Genomic DNA, 18,644 nt, shown 5'->3' with positions numbered 1-18,644 from the left:
GCATCGGCGCGCTTTTCCTCATGGTTTGACTGTTAGCTTTCCGATCATATCGGGGTGAAAACGGCAGTAAAACTTGACCGCTTCTGGCGATTTCAGAACCTGTCTCGTGACCTTCCGGGGTGGCAGCAGAATATCCCATTCTCCCTTTACGGTTGCGGTGTGCTGCATGGGGTCCTTATTGTTCCATTCGATCACATCGCCCACGTTCGCTTCAATGTTCTGCGGTGAAAAAGCAAGTTTTTCGACCGTAATTTCAATTGTTTTCGCCTTTGCCGGGACACTGATAATCAGCAACCCGGCAAGTATGGTGACAGCTTGAACATATCTCATCGGACCGGTCCTATTTCAAAGACATGGCGATGTGTTCGGCATGTTGCTCATGGCTCTGGAACAATTTGAGACCGGTTTCGAGCAGGTTCTTCAGTTCAGCATTGCTGGCGGACGGGATAAGTGCGGTTTTCAGCGCCTTGTTCACTTCCTTATGATAGGCAACCTCGTTGTCGACATAGGATTTGTCGAAAGCTGCGCCATCGAGTTTGCTCAACCTGGTCAGTTCTTCTGCCGCCGCTTTGGACAAGGCTTTGCTTGTGTCGTTATCCTCCGGTGTGACGTTCAGTTTCTTGACCAGAGCGAGCGCCTGCTGATTGACCGCTTCATGATCACGCAGCATGGTCTGTGCGAACTCAAGCACCGTTTTGTTTTTGGATTTTTCGAGAGCCTGTTTGGCAGCCGCGACATCGATGGCGCCTGCCGTGTAGGCAATATGGGCTATCGCCGGATCGTGTAATTTTCCGTCATGGGCAATTGCCAGAGACAGACTGCCGCAAATGCAAATTGCAGCAACGGATACAACTGAACGAATAGACATGGAACTCTCCCTTGTCCGGGCACCTTTTTATGGGCTCCAGATAGTTGTTTCGTCGCATTATCCTACGCAAAACCGCTTCGCACTTTTGCTGGAAATGCTCTAGTGACAGCTATTGGATGCGGGAGAGTTCAAAAGGTTCCTGACATTATGTCAGTTCGTCCAGCCGCGCCAAAACGGCGGTTATAATCCGCTCGCAGCGTTTGCCTGCGAAGGGAAAGGCATCCAGCAATACAGGGCCGATTTTCTCGTCCAGCTGTTTTCGCAACAAATATCGGGCGCGGTGAAGACGTGTCTTTACGGTTTGCGGGCGCAGATTCAACAATTCGGCTGTTTCATCCACGCTCAAGCCTTCAATGACCCGTGCGACGAATACGAGGCGAAAAATTTCCGGCAGATTATCCGTTGCCTGTTCGACCAGTTGCAATATCTGTCGCTGCGCAAAACTGCGTTCGGGGTCATTCACGCTCACGTCGGATGGAAACGGGATGATATTGTTTGTGTCGGGCGTGGTCTCAAGAAGCTTCTCGACCTTCCGGGTTTTGCGCAGACGACCGAGGGCTTCGTGAATTGCAATACGGGATAGCCACGTGGTCAGGCTGGATTGGCCGCGAAAGCGATCAAGACTCCTGAAGGCCAGAAAATAGGTCTCCTGAACCACATCTTCCGCTTCGCTGTCGTTGTGCACGATGCCGCGGGCCAGACGATAGAGCCGCTGATTGTTGGTCTGCATGATTTTGCGCAGCGCTTCCAGATCGTGCATTTTTGCGCACTGGGCGAGGACAAGATCATCCTGAAATGTCGGAGAGGTGGCGGGTAGCGCTGTTTTTGCACGCATGGGTCAAACTCCTGTGGAGTTTCATTGGATGTATGCGAGGCCAAAAGGTTCCCGAAACAAGACAATATACGTTCTGAATAATATCGCGATTTGATATTTCCCGATAGCCGCGAATGAATTGCTGTTATCAGAAAAAAAGCCGCCGCAGGGGAACAGCGGCGGCGAGCGCATCGGTCCAAGAATCGATGCGTAGTTTAAAAATAGAGCGCATCTTGTCCGAAAACCGTTTCACACTTTTCGGGATGCGCTCTAAAAGGCAGCATGACTTGGGTGAAGGTCAGGCTGCGCGTTTGATGGCGTCGCCGAGGACGGACACGATCGTGTCGATCTGTTCCTTTTCCACGATCAACGGCGGCGAAAGCGCGATCACATCGCCAGTTACGCGAATGAGCAGGCCCTTCTTGAAGCAATCCACGAAAACATCGTAGGCGCGGGCGCCCGGTGCATCCTTGCGCGACGAGAGTTCGATGGCGCCAACCAGACCGAGGTTGCGAATGTCGATGACGTTCGAAACGCCCTTGAGCGAATGGAGTGCTTCTTGCCAGTGATTGGCAAGCTCTGCACCGCGCGTCAGCAGGCCTTCTTCGGCATAGACTTCCAGCGTTGCAAGGCCGGCTGCAGCGGCAACCGGATGGCCGGAATAGGTGTAGCCATGGAACAGCTCGATGGCGTTTTCCGGGCCGGTCATCAGGCCATCATAGACCTTGCGGGCGGCGAAGACTGCGCCCATCGGGATGGCGCCATTGGTCAGGCCCTTCGCGGTTGTCACGAGGTCGGGCACGACGCCGAAATAATCAACGGCAAACGGCGTGCCGAGGCGGCCAAAACCGGTGATGACTTCGTCGAAGATCAGGAGGATGCCATGCTTGTCTGCTGTGGCGCGGAGGCGTTCCAGATAGCCCTTCGGCGGGAGGATGACGCCAGCCGAACCGGACATCGGTTCAACGATGACGGCAGCGATCTTTTCAGCGCCATGTAGCTGGACGAGGCGTTCCAGATCGTCGGCAAGCTCGATGCCGTTTGCTGGCAGGCCCTTGGAGAAGGCGTTCTTTTCGATGTCGAGCGTGTGGCGAAGGTGGTCAGCAGGAATCTGCGGGAAGACGCGGCGGTTATTGACAAGGCCGCCGACGGAAATGCCGCCGAAACCAACGCCGTGATAGCCCTTTTCGCGACCCAGAACCATGGTGCGGGTGCCCTGGCCGATGGCGCGCTGATAGGCGATGGCGATCTTCAGTGCGGTATCGACCGATTCCGAACCGGAATTGGTGAAGAATACGCGGTCGAGTTTTGCATCCGGTCCGCCCGGTGCGATAGCTGCGAGCTTTTCAGCAAAGTCGAAAGCCACATTATGGCCCATCTGGAAGGTCGGTGCGAAATCCATGGTCGAAATCTGGCGCTCGACAGCTTCGGTGATGCGCTTGCGGCCATGACCGGCATTGCAGCACCAGAGACCAGCCGTGCCATCCAGAACCTGATTGCCGTCGGTGTCGGTGTAATACATGCCCGAAGCACTTGCGAGCAGGCGAGGCGCTGCCTTGAACTGCCGGTTCGCGGTGAACGGCATCCAGAAGTTCTCAAGGCTTGGCGTGTTGGTTTTGGTGAGCATAATTACCTCCTATTTGTAAGCAGCAGGCCACGCTTTGCGAGGTGCAACAAGTCCTTTTCTTCAAGATATTAAGTTATTGTTTTTATGTGGGATAATTATCAAGTTTGTGCTATATCGAACATCATAAACATGGGGAAGAGTTCGATGAGCATCGATATCGGCGGGAGGCTTCGTTATGTGCGCATGCGGCAGAACCTGTCGCAGCGCGAGCTGGCCAAAAGGGCAGGTGTGACCAACTCCACCATCTCCCTCATCGAGGCCAATCAGTCCAATCCGTCCGTCGGTGCATTGAAGCGCATTCTCGACGGTATTCCTATCGGCATGGCCGAGTTTTTCGCGCTCGAACCGGATGCTCCGCACAAGGTATTCTATCAGGCCGAGGAACTGGTGGAAATCGGTAAGGGCCCAATTTCCTATCGGCAGGTGGGAGACCATCTGTTTTCGCGCTCTTTACAGATGCTGAAGGAGCGTTATGAGCCGGGTTCCGATACGGGAAAAGTGCTTTTGATGCACGAAGGCGAGGAAGGCGGCATCGTCATTTCTGGCCGCATCGAAGTGACGGTCGGCAGTGAACGCCGCATTCTGGGGCCGGGTGACGCCTATTACTTTTCCAGCAAACTGCCGCACCGGTTCCGTTGCGTCGGACCGGTGCCATGCGAAATCGTCAGCGCCTGCACGCCGCCGAGTTTTTGAATCGCCTTGAGGAAGGCGATTCAATTTCGTGCAAATAGTCTATTCGTAGCGGGAAATACCGAGATCGTCGGCCCGGATATCCGGCTTGTTGCCGGAAATAAGGTCGGCGAGCAATTTGCCGGAACCGCACGACATCGTCCAGCCGAGCGTTCCGTGACCGGCATTTATGAACACGTTGTCGTAGCGCGTTGCACCGATGATCGGCGTGGAATCCGGTGTCATCGGGCGCAGGCCGGACCAGAAGGTTGCCGCTTTCAGATCGCCGCCGGGGAACAGGTCCGTTACCGACAGATCGAGCGTTGCGCGCCGCGCGGCAGGCAGGTCCGTGGTGAAGCCCGAGACTTCCGCCATACCGCCGACGCGGATGCGGTCGCCGAGACGGGTGATCGCAATCTTGTAGCTTTCATCGAGAACGGTCGAAACCGGAGCGCGATCCTCATCGACGATCGGCGCGGTGATGGAATAGCCTTTCACCGGATAGATCGGGGCGTTAAGGCCAAGCGATTTGACGAGCGCAGGCGTATAGCTGCCAAGAGCGACGACATAACGGTCGGCGGTCAGGACACCCTCGGAGGTCTCGACGCCGGAAACCTTGCCGCCGGACATCAGTAACGACTTGATGTTGACGCCGAAGCGGAATTTTACACCGAGTCCTTCGGCAATCTTTGCCAGCGCATTGGTGAACTTGAAGCAGTCGCCGGTTTCGTCATGCGGAAGACGCAAGCCACCGACGAACTTGTCCTTCACGCGGGCAAGTGCCGGTTCTACCTTGGCGCAGCCCTCGCGGTCGAGGACTTCAAACGGCACGCCATCCTGACGCAGCACTTCAATGTCCTTGCCGATACCGTCGAGCTGGTACTGCTCGCGGAAAAGCTGGAGCGTGCCCTGCATGCGCTGGTCGTATTCGATGCCGGTTTCCTTGCGCAGATCGACAAGGCAATCGCGCGCATATTCGGCTACGCGCACCATGCGGGTCTTGTTGACCTTGTAACGGCTGTCGGTGCAGTTCGCGAGCATCTGCAGGAGCCAGCTATACTGAACGGGGTCGCATGTCGGGCGCAAAATCAGCGGAGCATGTTTCTGGAACAGCCATTTCACGGCCTTGAACGGAACGCCGGGGGCTGCCCAGGGCGAAGCATAGCCTGGCGAAACCTGACCGGCATTGGCAAAGCTCGTTTCCAGTGCGGGGCCTTCTTCGCGGTCGACAACGGTTACCTCGTGACCGAGCTTGGCGAGGTAATAAGCGGTCGTAACGCCAATGACGCCGCTGCCGAGAATGGTGATCTGCATGTTCGCCTCTTGTCTTATACTTTTATGTCGCTCGCGCCGCTCTCCACGTAGACACGTGCATAACGGTTGCCGAGCGCAGTCAGAATTTCATAGGGAATAGTGTCGCAATCGCGCGCCACGTCTTCGAGGCGCTGGTGCGGGCCGATCAGCTCCACAAGACTGCCGAGTTTCAGCGTGCCTTCCGGCAATGCGCTGACGTCGAGCGTGATCGAGTCCATCGACACACGGCCGATGATCGGTAGTCGCGTATCGCCAAAGAAGGCCGCACCCTTGTTGCTGAGAGAACGGAACCAGCCATCGGCATATCCGACAGCAATCGTTGCAACCCGCATTGGCCCTTCGGCGATATAGGCGCCGCCATAGCCAACCGCCGCCCCCTTGTCGATCTCGCGCACCTGAATGACGCGTGCCGAAAGGGTGAGGACAGGAATGATCTCGCTTTTCGGTCCAACGCCATAAAGCGCGACACCGGGGCGGGCGAGGTCGAAATGATAGGTCTTGTCGAGGAAGCTGCCGCCGGAATTGGCAAAAGCAACCGGCAGTTTTGGCAGACGGGCAAGCAGCGCGGTCATATTGGCAAGCTGACGGGCATTTGCCGCATTTTCCGGTTCGTCACCGCTGGCCAGGTGGCTGATGACAAACTTGATGTCGATGGCATCCAGAAGCGTGGCGTTCTCAAGAAAGCGTTCAAATTCCTTCGGCGACAGGCCGAGACGTGACATGCCGGTATCGAGCTGCAGCAGGGCGGGCAGCTTCTTGCCCTGTCTGGTGGCGAGTGCCGCCCAGTTTTCAATCTGTTCCAGCGAGTTGAGAACTGGCAGAATGCCTTCGCGGGCGCAGGCTTCTTCCGTCCCCGGTTGAAGACCGTTCAAAACGTAGAGCGTCGCATCGGGTTGGATAAACGGCTTCAGCGCAATGGCTTCACCGAGATGGGCGACGAAGAAGTCACGGCAACCGGCATCGTAAAAAGCTGGCGCAACACGACTGGCGCCGAGCCCGTAGGCATCTGCCTTCACAACGGCAGCGGTACGGGTGGGCGCGATATGACGGGCAATGGCCGAATAATTGTGACGCAGCGCCGACAGGTCGATGGTCAATACGCCACCGGCGGCAAGATCGCGCTCATCCTGTGAAAATTGCATCGACATCTCAACCATTTGCACGGTTCTTTCCAAACTGCTCACTACGTTACGAGAACGCCTGGAAGGTCATTGTCGATATGGATCGTCTGCCACCCAAAGCATATAAGCCTCGGTTGAGAAACCTTGTGACTCCTCACTCCCAGAGCTTGCTCGCATATTAGTCGAAGACTATTCGAATGTTTTTGCTATTTGTCGCATATTATGCGAATTTTCGCACATCTTGCGCATATTTTAGCTCCAGAGTTGAAGATTATTCATGCCAACGCTCGACGGTATCGACCGCAATATCATCCGCTGCCTGCGCCGTGATGGGCGCATGACCAACAGCCATCTCGCCAGCGAAGTAGGACTTTCGCAGTCCGCCTGTCTGCGGCGGGTGCAAATATTGGAAGAAAGCGGCGTTATCCGTGGCTATACGGCCATCGTCGGTTCATCCGACGGCGATGAGCGGCTCGTCGCTATCGTACGCATTACGCTTGACCGCCAGACCGAGGAGTTTCTGAATCGTTTCGAGGAAGCGGTGCGGCGGCACCCCGAAGTTCAGGAATGTTATCTCATGACAGGCGACGCGGATTACATTTTGCGCGTCGAAGCCGAAAACGCTGCGGCTTATGAGATCATTCACAAGGAAATCCTGTCGCGATTGCCCGGTGTCGCGCGCATCCATTCCAGTTTCGCAATCCGCACGGTGCTTCTGTCAAAGGCACCGACTTCACGCGGCTGAAATGAAAAAAGCCCGGCACTGACCGGGCTTTCTATCCGAAAGGTCACTCTCTTTAACGGAATTCGTAGCGAAGACCGGCGCGGATCGTGTGCATGTTGAAGCCATTGTCTTTGGCCTGCGTTCCCGTGGCGCCCGGTCCTTCGGCATTGCCGTAAGGGTTGGTGCTGCGATCGGCTGCGTCAAAACCGTAGGCTTTGCCACCATTGATGCGCATATAGCGGTAACCGACGTCAAGCTTGAGCTGCTCGGTCAGATCGTAGCTGACACCGGCCATGAGAGCCATTGCGAAGCGCCAGCTGTCGAGGCCGTCCTTTTCGCTGGAATAGGTGCAGCCTGCGCAGACTTCGTGGGTTTTCCAGTCGTCATATTGCACATAGGCGGCGCCGAGACCTGCGCCGAGATAAGGCGTCACAGGTCCCACACGCGGCAGGTCGACATAGGCGTTGGCCATGGCCGTCCAGATATTGGCTGTCGAGGAATCCTCGTAGTTGCAGTTGTCCTCGACCGGATTGAAGCCCTTGGCAGATTTCACATAGCTTGGGCAGGCGGTGCGACCGTTTATGCCTGCACGGAAGAAGTCGAGCGTTGCGTCGGCGCGGAACATGTCGGTGAAGCGGTAACCGACACCCACGCCGTAAGTTGCGCCTGCCTTGAGGTCGAAATCATCGTAGCGCAGCGTGTCGTCAATGCCGCGATAGGGCGGATCGAACTGGTTCCAGAAGCTCCAGTCGCCATCTGTGCTGGATTTGAAATTGTAACCGAGATCGCCACGAATATACCAGCCGGACGAATTAACCGGTTCCGGCATGGGTTCAATAACAGGGTCTGCAATTATGTCGGCGGCAAACGCCGCTCCTGATCCCGCCATCAGACTGATAGCCACGATGGCAATGGCGGAAGTGCACTTCATCGGTTCCCACTCCAAATCCGAACAGAAAAACGGCTCACAAGCCGTACTGCCGGATATGGTAAAGAGATATGTTTAACACTTGGTTATTTTTAAGTAACCTTGCGGTGCATCAGTCGCCGGTACTCGCGTGTGACGCGATATTATGCAAGCAATTTCTAAAGTATAGGAGCCGACGCGAGGCCGGCTCCTGTCGTTATCAGAAGTTTATCGAATGGATGATCGACTTGTCGATATCGTTGATATCCCGCTTGCCGCAGAGCGCCATCGTGACATCCAGTTCCTTGCGGATGATGTCGAGCGCCAGCGTTACGCCGTCCTTGCCCATGGCGCCGAGGCCATAGAGGAACGGGCGACCGATATACACGCCCTGAGCGCCAAGTGCGCGGGCCTTGAGCACATCCTGGCCGGAGCGGATGCCGCCATCGACATGCACTTCGATCTTGTCGCCAACGGCATCAACGATCGGCTGCAGCATGGATATCGAGGACGGTGCGCCATCCAGCTGACGTCCGCCATGGTTCGACACGATGATCGCGTCGGCACCTGATTTGGCTGCCATCTTGGCATCTTCCACATCGAGAATGCCTTTAAGGATCAGCTTGCCGCCCCATTGTTCCTTGATCCAGGCAACGTCGTTCCAGTTGAGCTGCGGATCGAACTGTTCAGCCGTCCACGAGGAGAGCGAAGAAAGGTCGGTAACATTCTTGGCGTGACCGGCAATGTTGCGGAACGTGCGGCGCTGCGTGCCCATCATGCCCAGGCACCAGCCGGGGCGGGTCGCCATCTGCCAGATATGCTTCGGGGTGAATTTCGGCGGAGCGGAAAGGCCGTTGCGGATATCCTTGTGCCGCTGGCCGAGAATCTGGAGATCGAGGGTAAGCACAAGAGCCGAACAGCCTGCCGCCTTAGCGCGACCGATCAGGTTCTTCACGAAATCGCGGTCCTTCATCACGTATAGCTGGAACCAGAACGGCTTCTTTGTCACCGAAGCGACGTCTTCGATGGAACAGATGCTCATGGTCGAAAGGGTGAAGGGAACGCCAAAGGCTTCGGCAGCCTGTGCTGCCAGCATTTCACCGTCCGCGTGCTGCATGCCCGTCAGGCCGGTCGGTGCGAGAGCCACCGGCATGGACACTTTCTCGCCGATCATCGTCGTTTCCAACGAACGGTTCGTCATGTCGACGAGAATGCGCTGGCGCAGCTTGATTTTCTTGAAGTCGTCTTCATTTGAGCGATAGGTCGACTCGGTCCATGCGCCAGAATCCGCGTAATCAAAGAACATCTTGGGGACGCGGCGCTGGGCAAGCCGCTTCAGATCGGCGATTTCAACGATGTTGGGCATCTATCCCACCCCTTGTGGTAATTTTTCTTGACCAATCGCATGACGGATCGCGCGGCCGAAATCAAGTACGAACAAGTATCGAATAACAATTGCCTCGCGGTTAATTGAAGGACCGTGTAATTCCACTTATGATATTGGCACCCGCCCAAGGCATCTTTGCCACTCGAAGAAGGCGGTCCCGCAACTGGGTTAGAGGGTAACGGATGAGCAAGGCCACCAAAACCGGTTTCATCGGCAAGCGATCCGCTGCAGCGGGTGGATGGGGTGCATTGAAAAGCTGCGGCAAGCAATTGCTTGCAAGTGGCGCTCCTCTTTCCGGCGCGCGCACGCTTCTCAAGGCGAACCAGCCGGACGGTTTCGATTGCCCCGGTTGTGCCTGGGGTGATCCGGAACATGGCTCATCTTTTGAATTTTGCGAAAACGGTGTGAAGGCTGTCGCCTGGGAGGCGACCGACCGGCGCACGACACCTGCCTTTTTTCGGGAGCATACGGTTTCGCAGCTGCGCAACTGGACCGACTACGATCTGGAGAATACCGGGCGCCTGACCCATCCGATGCGGTACAATGCTTCGACCGATCAGTATGAAGCCATCGAATGGGATGAGGCGTTCAGGACTATCGGGGACATTCTCAAGAGTTTCGACAGCCCAAACCGGGTTGAGTTCTATACGTCGGGCCGTGCCTCGAACGAGGCTGCGTTTCTGTATCAGTTGTTCGTACGCGCTTATGGGACCAATAATTTCCCCGACTGCTCCAACATGTGCCACGAGGCTAGCGGCGTTGCACTGAAACAGTCGGTTGGCGTCGGCAAGGGGACCGTCCTGCTGGAAGATTTCGAAATGGCCGATGCCATTTTCGTGGTCGGTCAGAATCCGGGCACCAACCATCCCCGCATGCTGGGTGATCTGCGTCGTGCTGCCGAGCGCGGTGCGCGCATTGTCGTTTTCAATCCGATCCGCGAACGCGGGCTGGAGCGTTTTGCCGATCCGCAGAACAAGCTTGAAATGCTGCATGGCGGCAGCGAAGCCATAGCGAGCGACTATTTCCAGCCGCGTCTTGGCGGTGATCTTGCCGCTTTCCGCGGTATGGCCAAGGCGGTTTTCGCAGCGGATGATGCCGCACTCGCCGCAGGCAAGCCATCAATCCTCGACCGGGAATTTCTCAGCACACATACAGCGGAACTGGAAGCCTATCGCGCTGCGGTGGACAGCACGTCGTGGGAAGAAATCGAGGACCAGTCGGGACTTCTCCGGCAATCGCTCGAGCGTGCGGCAAAGATCTATATGGAATCGGAACGGGTCATCTGCACCTGGGCGATGGGCATCACCCAGCATCGTCATTCGGTGATCACGATCCGCGAAATCACCAATTTCATGCTGCTGCGCGGCAATATTGGCAGGCCCGGTGCCGGCCTCTGTCCGGTGCGCGGTCATTCCAACGTGCAGGGTGATCGCACCGTCGGCATCAACGAACGGCCTCCAGTCGCATTTCTTGATGCGCTGGAAAAGGAATTTGGCTTCAATGTTCCGCGTGAGCCGGGACACAACGTTCTGGGTGCCATAGGTGCCATGCTCGACGGGTCGGCTCAGGCATTTATCGGTCTCGGCGGCAATTTCGCCCGGGCCACTCCGGATAGTCCGCTGATTTCTAAAGCGCTTTCCGGCCAGCGCCTGACGGTTCATGTCGCAACCAAGCTCAACCATTCGCATCTGGTGCCGGGGCAGGAATCTTTCATCCTGCCTTGCCTTGGCCGCACCGAGATCGACCTCAATTCCAGAGGTGTGGCCCAGATCGTGACAGTCGAAGATTCCATGAGCATGGTGCACGGTTCGGGCGGCATTAATGCGCCTGCTTCATCACATCTTCGTTCGGAAGTGGCGATCATTGCGGGTATGGCGCAGGCGACGCTAGGGCCGCAGCCGGTCAACTGGCTGGAGCTTGCCGACGACTATGATCTTATCCGCAACCATATCGCCCGTGTGTTGCCGGACTTCTACGATTTCAATGCTCGTGTACGGGTTCCGCGTGGCTTCCATTTGCGCAATTCTGCCCGTGAGCTGGAATGGAATACGACAAAGGGCAAGGCGACATTCTGGACCGGCGCCCTTCCGGAAGCTGTCGAGCATCAGCAGGCACGCGGCACGCCGGGGCGTTATGTGCTGCAGACCTTCCGCAGCCACGACCAGTACAACACCACCATTTATGGCATGGATGACCGCTATCGCGGTGTCTATGGCGAACGACAGGTCGTCTTCATGAATGAAGCTGACATGGCGGATATCGGTGTCGAGGCCGGTGACCGGGCTGATATTGTTGGCGAATTCGATGATGGTGTGGAGCGTATCGCGCGCGATTTCCGCTTCGTGCCCTATGACATCCCGCGCGGTTGTATTGCGGGCTACTATCCGGAAATGAACGTGCTGGTGCCGCTCGCCAGTTCTGGTGATGAAAGCTACACGCCCACATCGAAATCGGTGATCGTTTCGTTCCGCCCCCTTAAATCGGCAGTTGCATGATGGATGAGGGCGAAGTGGAATATATGGCGTTCGTCGATGCTTTGATGACGGCGTCCAGCAATTTGACCGGGCTTGGTGCCGGGATCATCGCCGCGCTGGCGCTGGATATCGCGTCGGATAGCCGAACTTTTGCGCGTTCGCTGGGGATCGCTCATGCGCTTGTGCTTCGGGAAATTTCAGTGCTCGGGCAGGACCACGGTTATGTGCGGATCAAACAGCGCGATCCGCGCACGCAACGCACACGTTACGAATTGAACGTTGCCGGTAAAAGGCTTGTCGAGGAGGCAACGAGTTAGCCGCCGCCGATATTCTTGAAATTCAACACAACTATATATTTCTACTTATAAATTCTCTGATCGAAGGCAATGCCTACCGATTGGTCCTGAGTAAGTGTTTTCGAAAAGACTTTGATAGCGATAACTATGATTCATCATCTTTTACAACGCCGCTTTTCTCTGCAAAGCTTTAGTTGCATTCTCAACAGAACCAAACCAGTGAGAATCGTGTAAATGGCAGCAAAACCATTCATTTACAGCGTGCAGAATGGGTGGAGGCGCGTTATGGGCCAGCTTGCTCCCCATTTCAAAGCACCCCGTATACTGCTCTTTTGCCTGGGGCTGCTTGCGCCGGGCACAATGTTGCAGGCGCATGCCGACTCGCTCGACATCGTGCCGGTGGCGGCGGTAAAGGCAGTCGCCAGCGATTATCAACCGAAACTGACCTTATCCGGCGCCATTGCGGCACGGTCGCTTGTCAATGTCTCGTTTCGTCTGAACGGTCAGGTTGTGCAGCGTCTGGTCGAGATCGGCCAGCACGTGGAAAAGGGGCAGCCTCTCGCCAGCATCGATAATGTTGAGCAACAGGCCAATCTGCGCGTTGCACAGGCGTCGAAAGATGCCGCGCAGGCGCAGCTGGTGCAGGCCCAGGCCAATTTTGCGCGACAGAAGGCATTGCTGGCACAAGGGTTCACCACTCGCAGCACCTACGATCAGGCAAACCAGAACCTGCAAACGACGCAAAGCGCTCTTGCCAGCGCTGAAAGCCAGCTCAACGATGCACGCGATCAGCTCTCCTACACTGAATTGCAGGCACCCGTTTCAGGCGTGATTACGGCGCGCAATGTCGAGGCCGGTCAGGTCGTGCAGGCTGCGCAGACAGCGTTCTCGATTGCCGAGGATGGTCCACGCGACGCGGTATTCGATGTGCAGGAAACACTGGTCAATCATGCCAAAATCGGAATGGACGTAACGATTGCGTTGCTGTCCGATGCGTCGATAAGTGCCAAAGGCAAGGTTCGTGAGATTTCGCCGGTGGTCGATGCGCAGACTGGAACCGTGCGGTTAAAGGTCGGCATAGCGCAAACCCCGCCTCAGATGGCGCTCGGGGCCACAGTGACCGGCACGGTTCATATGGACACGGTGAAGGTGGTCGTTTTGCCATGGAGCGCAATGACTTCGGATGCCGGGCGTACAGCCGTCTGGAGGCTCTCGAAGGATTCCAAGGTGGCAACGCTGGTTCCGATCAAGGTGCTCTCATACGAAAAGGGGCGACTACTCGTGGAAGGCGGACTGCAGGAAGGCGAGCTGATCGTCACGAAGGGCGCACAAATGCTGCGTTCCGGCGAGCCGACCGAAGTCGTGCAGGAACAGGAAGGACAAGTTGCGCAATGAAGGCGACAATCCAGTTTCCTAGAATCCACACCATGAGCAGTGTTGCTGTTATCGCTGCCATGCTTGCGCTTGCCGCTTGCGGAAAAGGTGAAGAGAACACGGCTGAGACGGACCCTGTCCGTCCGGTTCTTTATATGGTGGTCGAGCCCAAGCCCGTAACGCAGACGGGTTTTGCAGGCACGATTGAGCCACGCTATTCCACTGATCTTGCATTCCGTGTGCTCGGGCGAATTATCAATCGGCCTGTTCAGGTGGGGGATATTGTGAAAAAGGACGAGATGGTTGCGATGGTTGATCCATCCAACCTCGATCTTGCCGTTCAGTCTGCGAGGGCTGATCTGGCGAGCGCCGAAGCACAATATGCCAACGCTGCGGCGAGCGAAGAACGCCAGAGCATCCTGCTTAAGGGCAACAACGTTTCGCAAGCCGATTATGATGCCGCCAGACAGGCGCGTGACAGCGCAGAGGCCGGGTTGGAAAAAGCCAGGGCAGGACTGAAAAAGGCGCAGGATCAGCGCAGTTACGCTGTGCTGCGTCCGGATTATGATGGCGTCATTTCTGCAACGAATGCCGAAGTCGGGCAGGTGGTTGCCGCTGGCCAGACGGTTATGACGGTTGCGCGTCCCGATATTCGCGAAGCGGTGCTCGATATTCCTGACAGCATGACGCAATATTTTGAGCAAGGTACGCCATTCAATGTACAGCTCCAGGCCGATCCAAAAGTGACGGGGCAGGGAACAGTACGCGAGGTGGCGCCGCAGGCTGATGCGCAGACACGCACACGCCGTGTGCGTATTGCTCTCGACAACCCTCCGGAAGGCTTTCGCCTTGGCGCGACGATCCGGGCAGCCAAGGCCGCACCTGAACAGAATCTTGTGACGATGCCGATACAGGCTTTGCTCGACGAAAACGGCAAGACAAGCATTTGGGTCATCGATCCGCATAAACAGACGGTCTCTCTTCATGACGTGCAGGTGACTGAACGGCGCGGCAACAGTTTTGTTGCCGGTGGCGTGGATGTCGGAAGCTATGTTGCGATTGCTGGTGTGCATGAGTTGAAAGAAGGACAGAAAGTCCGCCTGGACGAGAAAGGAACGGGCCTGTGAAGAAGGGATTTAATCTGTCTGACTGGGCTCTGAATCATCGGTCTCTGGTCTGGTATTTCATGCTCGTCTTTCTGGTGGCGGGCCTGATTTCCTATCTTGACCTTGGTCGTGAGGAGGATCCGGACTTCACCGTCAAGACGATGGTTGTACAGGCCAACTGGCCCGGCGCCTCCGTCGACGAAACGCTCAACCAGGTCACGGACCGGCTGGAAAAGAAGCTCGAAGAACTGGATACGCTCGATTATACACGCAGCATAACCACGGCGGGCAAGTCGGTCGTGTTCGTCTTTCTGAAAGATACGACGCGGGCCGAGCAGGTCAAAAAGTCATGGACCGAAGTGCGTCATTTTCTGAACGATATTCAGAATACGCTGCCTCAGGGCGTTCTCGGACCGTATTTTAATGACCAGTTCGGTGACGTTTACGGAAACGTCTATGCATTCACGTCGGATGGTCTTTCCATGCGACAGTTGCGGGACTATGCCGAAAGCACGCGGACGAAAATTCTGACATTGCCCAATGCGGGCAAGGTCGAGCTGATCGGCGCGCAGGACGAAGCGATCTATCTGGAGTTCTCGACGCGCCAGATTGCAGCGCTTGGACTGGATCAGCAGGCAATCCTGCAGGCCTTGCAGGACCAGAATGCCATTACGCCGTCCGGTGTAGTGGAAGCCGGGCCGGAGCGCATCAGCGTGCGCGTCAGCGGACAGTTCAATTCGGAAGCGGATCTGCGTGCGGTAAACCTGCGCGTTAATGATCGCTTCTTCCGTCTTTCCGACGTCGCGACGATTACGCGCGGCTATGTCGACCCGCCCGCATCCATTTTCCGGGTGAACGGGCACGATGCGATCGGCCTCGGCATTGGCATGAAGCCGAACGGCAACCTGCTCGAATTCGGCGCGGCACTCGACAAAATGATGAGCCAGGTGACGGCGGAACTCCCGGTCGGTGTCAAGGTCTTCAAGGTTGCCGATCAGCCGGAAGTCGTCAAGGACGCTGTTTCGGGCTTTACCGAAGCTCTGTTTGAAGCGGTTATCATCGTTCTGGCGGTGAGCTTCGTCAGTCTTGGGGTGCGAGCGGGTTTTGTCGTTTCGCTTTCGATCCCGCTGGTGTTGGCAATCACCTTCCTGGCGATGTCTTTGATGGATATTTCCCTGCAACGCGTGTCGCTCGGTGCGCTCATCATCGCGCTGGGCCTGCTGGTCGATGACGCGATGATTGCGGTGGAAATGATGGTGGCCCGGCTTGAGCACGGCGATCCCATCAACAAGGCTGCCACCTATGTCTATTCGCATACGGCTTTCCCGATGCTGACAGGCACGCTGGTTACGATTGCCGGGTTCATACCCATCGGGCTGAACAACAGTCAGGCGGGTGAGTACACGTTCACATTGTTCGTAGTGATTGCGGTTTCGCTGCTTGTTTCCTGGATCGTGGCAGTTCTGTTTGCGCCTTTGCTGGGTGTCACTTTCCTGCCGAAGAAAATGAAGGCGCATGAGGAAAAGCACAGCCGTCTTTTCCAGATATTTTCGCAGGTCCTGCTTGCGTCGATGCGGCACAAGTGGATCACGATCATTACGACCATTGCACTTTTCCTCGTTTCGGTTTTCGGCATGGGCTTTATCGAACGGCAGTTCTTCCCGGAATCCGACCGTCCGGAACTGGTGCTCGACTGGACCTTGCCTCAGAACAGTTCCATCACCGACACCAAGGCCCAGATGGAGAAGTTTGAAGCCACGATGCTCAAGGACAATCCCGATGTGGATCACTGGAGCACGTATATCGGGGAAGGTGCTATCCGTTTCATTCTCTCCTTCGACGTGCAGCCAGCAAATCCTTATTTCGGGCAGATGGTCGTTGTCGCGAAGGACCTCGAAGCGCGTGACAGGCTCAAGCAGAAATTCAACGAGGTTCTGCGCAAGGATTATGTCGGGACGGATGTCTATGTGAAGTATCTGGAGCTTGGACCGCCAGTTGGCCGTCCGGTGCAATATCGCATCTCGGGTCCGGATGTCCAAAAACTGCGCGGTGTCGCACAGGACTTTGCCGGCATCCTCAGTTCCGACAAGCGGCTTGGAGTGGTGAGCTACAACTGGAACGAGCCGGGTCGGGTTATCCGCGTCGACGTCATGCAGGACAAGGCGAGAAAGCTCGGCATCTCCTCGAAGGATATTGCAACAACCCTGAACGGCGTTGTCGGCGGTATCACCATCACTCAGGTGCGGGATTCGATCTATCTGATCGACGTTATTGTGCGGGCACAGAAACACGAACGCGATTCGATCGATACGCTGCAAAGTCTTCAGATCGCAACCGGTAACGGGACGTCGGTGCCATTGGCCGCGATTGCCAATTTCCGATATGAGCTGGAACAGCCGGTTGTCTATCGCCGTTCGCGTATTCCTACGATCACGGTTGCTGCAGGCATTATCGACAAGACGATGCCGGATACGATCGTCAAGGATCTGGCGCCCGCCATCAAGACTTTCGCCGACAAGCTGCCGTCCGGTTATCAGATCCAGATTGCTGGCACGGTGGAGGAGAGCGGTAAGAGCCAGGGGCCGATTGCTGCCGTGGTGCCTCTGATGCTGTTCGTCATGGCGACAATCCTGATGATCCAGCTTCAAAGCTTCCAGCGCTTGTTCCTTGTTGTCGCCGTGGCGCCGCTTGGACTGATCGGTGTGGTGGCTGCCTTGTTGCCGAGCGGCAAACCGCTTGGCTTCGTGGCCATCCTTGGTGTGCTGGCACTGGTCGGTATTCTTATCCGAAACTCGGTCATTCTGATCGTGCAGGTCGAAGAGCATATCACCGAGGGCATGCACCCGTGGGATGCGGTGATGCAGGCCAGTCAGCACCGAATGCGACCCATCGCGCTGACGGCGGCGGCAGCAAGTCTGGCACTGATCCCGATTGCGCGTGAAGTGTTTTGGGGACCAATGGCCTATGCCATGATGGGCGGCATCATAGCGGGCACGGCAATCACGCTTCTCTTCCTGCCGGCGCTTTATGTCGCCTGGTTCCGGATCAAGGAGCCCGAGCATGGCGCAGATGAGCCACCAGCCGAGGCGCATCCCGCTCCGCAATCGCATTAAACAAAAAGCCCGGTCATGACCGGGCTTTTTTCATGAGATTGTCACTTGCCATTGGTTCTATATAGGTTCTATTATATGAAGCATGAATAGAACCACATTGATCACGGCCATCGAAGAGCGCGGTTTGCACGATCCGCAGCTTACGGGGCCGCTTTACCGGAACCTTGCGCGTATTCTCGGTGAACTGATCGAGGAGGGGCAACTTGCGCCCGCTGTCGGACTGCCGCCGGAGCGCGATCTGGCGGAGCAGCTCGGCGTCGGCCGCATCACCGTTCGCAATGCGTATAAGGAACTGCTGACTCAGGGCGCGGTCGAGGCGCGGCGTGGCAGTGGCACCTTCGTTGCCGAACGCCCGGCCCGCATCAGCCAGCATCTCTGGCGCTTGACTTCGTTTTCCGAGGATATGCTGTCGCGTGGCAAGGAGCCGGGCGCACGCGTTGTCACCAACAAGGTTGACAGGCCGTCGCCCGACGAGGCTTTCCGGCTGGGAATCGGCGTTGATACGACGGTGGTGCGGCTGGACCGTCTGCGCCTTGCCGATGGTGTGCCGATGGCCTTCGAGCGGGCTGTGGTCCCGCGCCATTATCTGGATCAGGACCGCGTCGAAGAAACCTCGCTTTATGGCGCATTGGCAAGGCGTGGCCACAAGCCGGTGCGCGCCTTGCAGCGCCTGACGGCGGTTACACTCGACCCCGGCACGGCACGCCTGCTTGGTGTGCACAGGGGTGCGCCAGCACTTTTGATCGAGCGTGTCTCGCATCTCGAGGACGACCGGATCGTCGAATATACCCGTTCGCACTATCGCGCCGATGCCTATGACTTCGTCGCCGAACTGAAAATTGGAGAATGA

Annotated in this window: 16 protein-coding genes; 8 read left to right on the top strand and 8 right to left on the bottom strand. The window is 56.6% G+C overall.

Translation table 11 applies throughout. From position 1 onward, the window contains the following. Positions 1 to 18: 18 nt before the first annotated feature. From OHI65_RS18740 to OHI65_RS18725, 4 genes are all read right to left on the bottom strand, one after another. Entirely contained in the window at positions 19 to 330 is a 312-nt protein-coding gene (locus tag OHI65_RS18740) for a cupredoxin domain-containing protein (RefSeq protein WP_125300016.1), read from the bottom strand. 10 nt (positions 331 to 340) lie between these two features. Continuing rightward, on the bottom strand, positions 341 to 868 hold the full coding sequence (locus tag OHI65_RS18735) for a DUF4142 domain-containing protein (RefSeq protein WP_125300017.1): 528 nt from the start codon (positions 866 to 868) through the stop codon (positions 341 to 343). A gap of 145 nt (positions 869 to 1,013) precedes the next feature. Next, positions 1,014 to 1,703 carry an RNA polymerase sigma factor gene (locus tag OHI65_RS18730; RefSeq protein ID WP_125300018.1) on the bottom strand — a complete coding sequence of 230 codons (690 nt, stop codon included), beginning with the start codon at positions 1,701 to 1,703 and terminating at the stop codon, positions 1,014 to 1,016. 277 nt (positions 1,704 to 1,980) lie between these two features. Then, positions 1,981 to 3,309, bottom strand: coding sequence for an aspartate aminotransferase family protein (locus OHI65_RS18725; protein ID WP_125300019.1), 1,329 nt, complete (start codon positions 3,307 to 3,309; stop codon positions 1,981 to 1,983). Positions 3,310 to 3,453: 144 nt separating this feature from the next. Between OHI65_RS18725 and OHI65_RS18720 the strand changes: the two genes are divergently transcribed. Further along, a complete protein-coding gene (locus OHI65_RS18720) occupies positions 3,454 to 4,002 on the top strand; it encodes a cupin domain-containing protein (protein ID WP_010659512.1) in 549 nt (182 codons plus the stop codon). A 39-nt stretch (positions 4,003 to 4,041) separates the two neighbouring features. On the opposite strand, the gene OHI65_RS18715 is transcribed toward OHI65_RS18720, so the two are convergent. Continuing rightward, the gene (locus OHI65_RS18715) at positions 4,042 to 5,292 is read right to left on the bottom strand and encodes a D-amino acid dehydrogenase (protein WP_125300020.1); all 1,251 of its coding nucleotides are present in this window, start codon (positions 5,290 to 5,292) and stop codon (positions 4,042 to 4,044) included. A 14-nt stretch (positions 5,293 to 5,306) separates the two neighbouring features. Next, positions 5,307 to 6,449, bottom strand: a complete 1,143-nt coding sequence (gene alr, locus OHI65_RS18710; protein WP_125300376.1) for an alanine racemase — start codon at positions 6,447 to 6,449, stop codon at positions 5,307 to 5,309. A gap of 241 nt (positions 6,450 to 6,690) precedes the next feature. Here alr and OHI65_RS18705 point away from each other — a divergent pair, with 241 nt between their 5' ends. Next, positions 6,691 to 7,158: an Lrp/AsnC family transcriptional regulator gene (locus OHI65_RS18705; protein ID WP_012091508.1), complete on the top strand. Its 468-nt coding sequence runs from the start codon at positions 6,691 to 6,693 to the stop codon at positions 7,156 to 7,158. Between the two features lie 52 nt (positions 7,159 to 7,210). Here the strand turns inward: OHI65_RS18705 and OHI65_RS18700 are convergent, their stop codons facing one another. Both OHI65_RS18700 and OHI65_RS18695 read right to left on the bottom strand, forming a co-directional pair. Further along, the gene (locus OHI65_RS18700; RefSeq protein ID WP_010659516.1) at positions 7,211 to 8,068 is read right to left on the bottom strand and encodes an outer membrane protein; all 858 of its coding nucleotides are present in this window, start codon (positions 8,066 to 8,068) and stop codon (positions 7,211 to 7,213) included. Between the two features lie 196 nt (positions 8,069 to 8,264). After that, complete coding sequence (locus OHI65_RS18695) at positions 8,265 to 9,410, bottom strand: alpha-hydroxy acid oxidase (RefSeq protein ID WP_036585574.1); 1,146 nt, start codon at positions 9,408 to 9,410, stop codon at positions 8,265 to 8,267. Positions 9,411 to 9,613: 203 nt separating this feature from the next. On the opposite strand from OHI65_RS18695, the gene OHI65_RS18690 reads away from it, so the two are divergent. The 6 genes from OHI65_RS18690 (at position 9,614) to OHI65_RS18665 (ending at position 18,644) form a co-directional block, all read left to right on the top strand. Continuing rightward, the gene (locus tag OHI65_RS18690; RefSeq protein ID WP_125300021.1) at positions 9,614 to 11,926 is read left to right on the top strand and encodes an FdhF/YdeP family oxidoreductase; all 2,313 of its coding nucleotides are present in this window, start codon (positions 9,614 to 9,616) and stop codon (positions 11,924 to 11,926) included. Beyond that, complete coding sequence (locus OHI65_RS18685; protein WP_012091511.1) at positions 11,923 to 12,222, top strand: hypothetical protein; 300 nt, start codon at positions 11,923 to 11,925, stop codon at positions 12,220 to 12,222. The genes OHI65_RS18690 and OHI65_RS18685 overlap by 4 nt, the downstream gene beginning before the upstream one ends. A gap of 339 nt (positions 12,223 to 12,561) precedes the next feature. Continuing rightward, positions 12,562 to 13,596, top strand: coding sequence for an efflux RND transporter periplasmic adaptor subunit (locus OHI65_RS18680; protein ID WP_413541937.1), 1,035 nt, complete (start codon positions 12,562 to 12,564; stop codon positions 13,594 to 13,596). Positions 13,597 to 13,628: 32 nt separating this feature from the next. Then, positions 13,629 to 14,702: an efflux RND transporter periplasmic adaptor subunit gene (locus tag OHI65_RS18675; protein WP_413541921.1), complete on the top strand. Its 1,074-nt coding sequence runs from the start codon at positions 13,629 to 13,631 to the stop codon at positions 14,700 to 14,702. Next, positions 14,699 to 17,794: an efflux RND transporter permease subunit gene (locus OHI65_RS18670; protein WP_125300024.1), complete on the top strand. Its 3,096-nt coding sequence runs from the start codon at positions 14,699 to 14,701 to the stop codon at positions 17,792 to 17,794. The genes OHI65_RS18675 and OHI65_RS18670 overlap by 4 nt, the downstream gene beginning before the upstream one ends. 82 nt (positions 17,795 to 17,876) lie before the next feature. Then, positions 17,877 to 18,644: a GntR family transcriptional regulator gene (locus tag OHI65_RS18665; protein ID WP_010659523.1), complete on the top strand. Its 768-nt coding sequence runs from the start codon at positions 17,877 to 17,879 to the stop codon at positions 18,642 to 18,644.

Origin of the sequence: Brucella sp. MAB-22, assembly GCF_025908475.1 — a bacterium.
In the GTDB taxonomy this organism is placed as follows: Bacteria; Pseudomonadota; Alphaproteobacteria; order Rhizobiales; family Rhizobiaceae; genus Brucella; species Brucella anthropi.
Note: the sequence above shows the minus strand (reverse complement) of the source record. Positions and strands in the feature narration are given on the sequence as shown.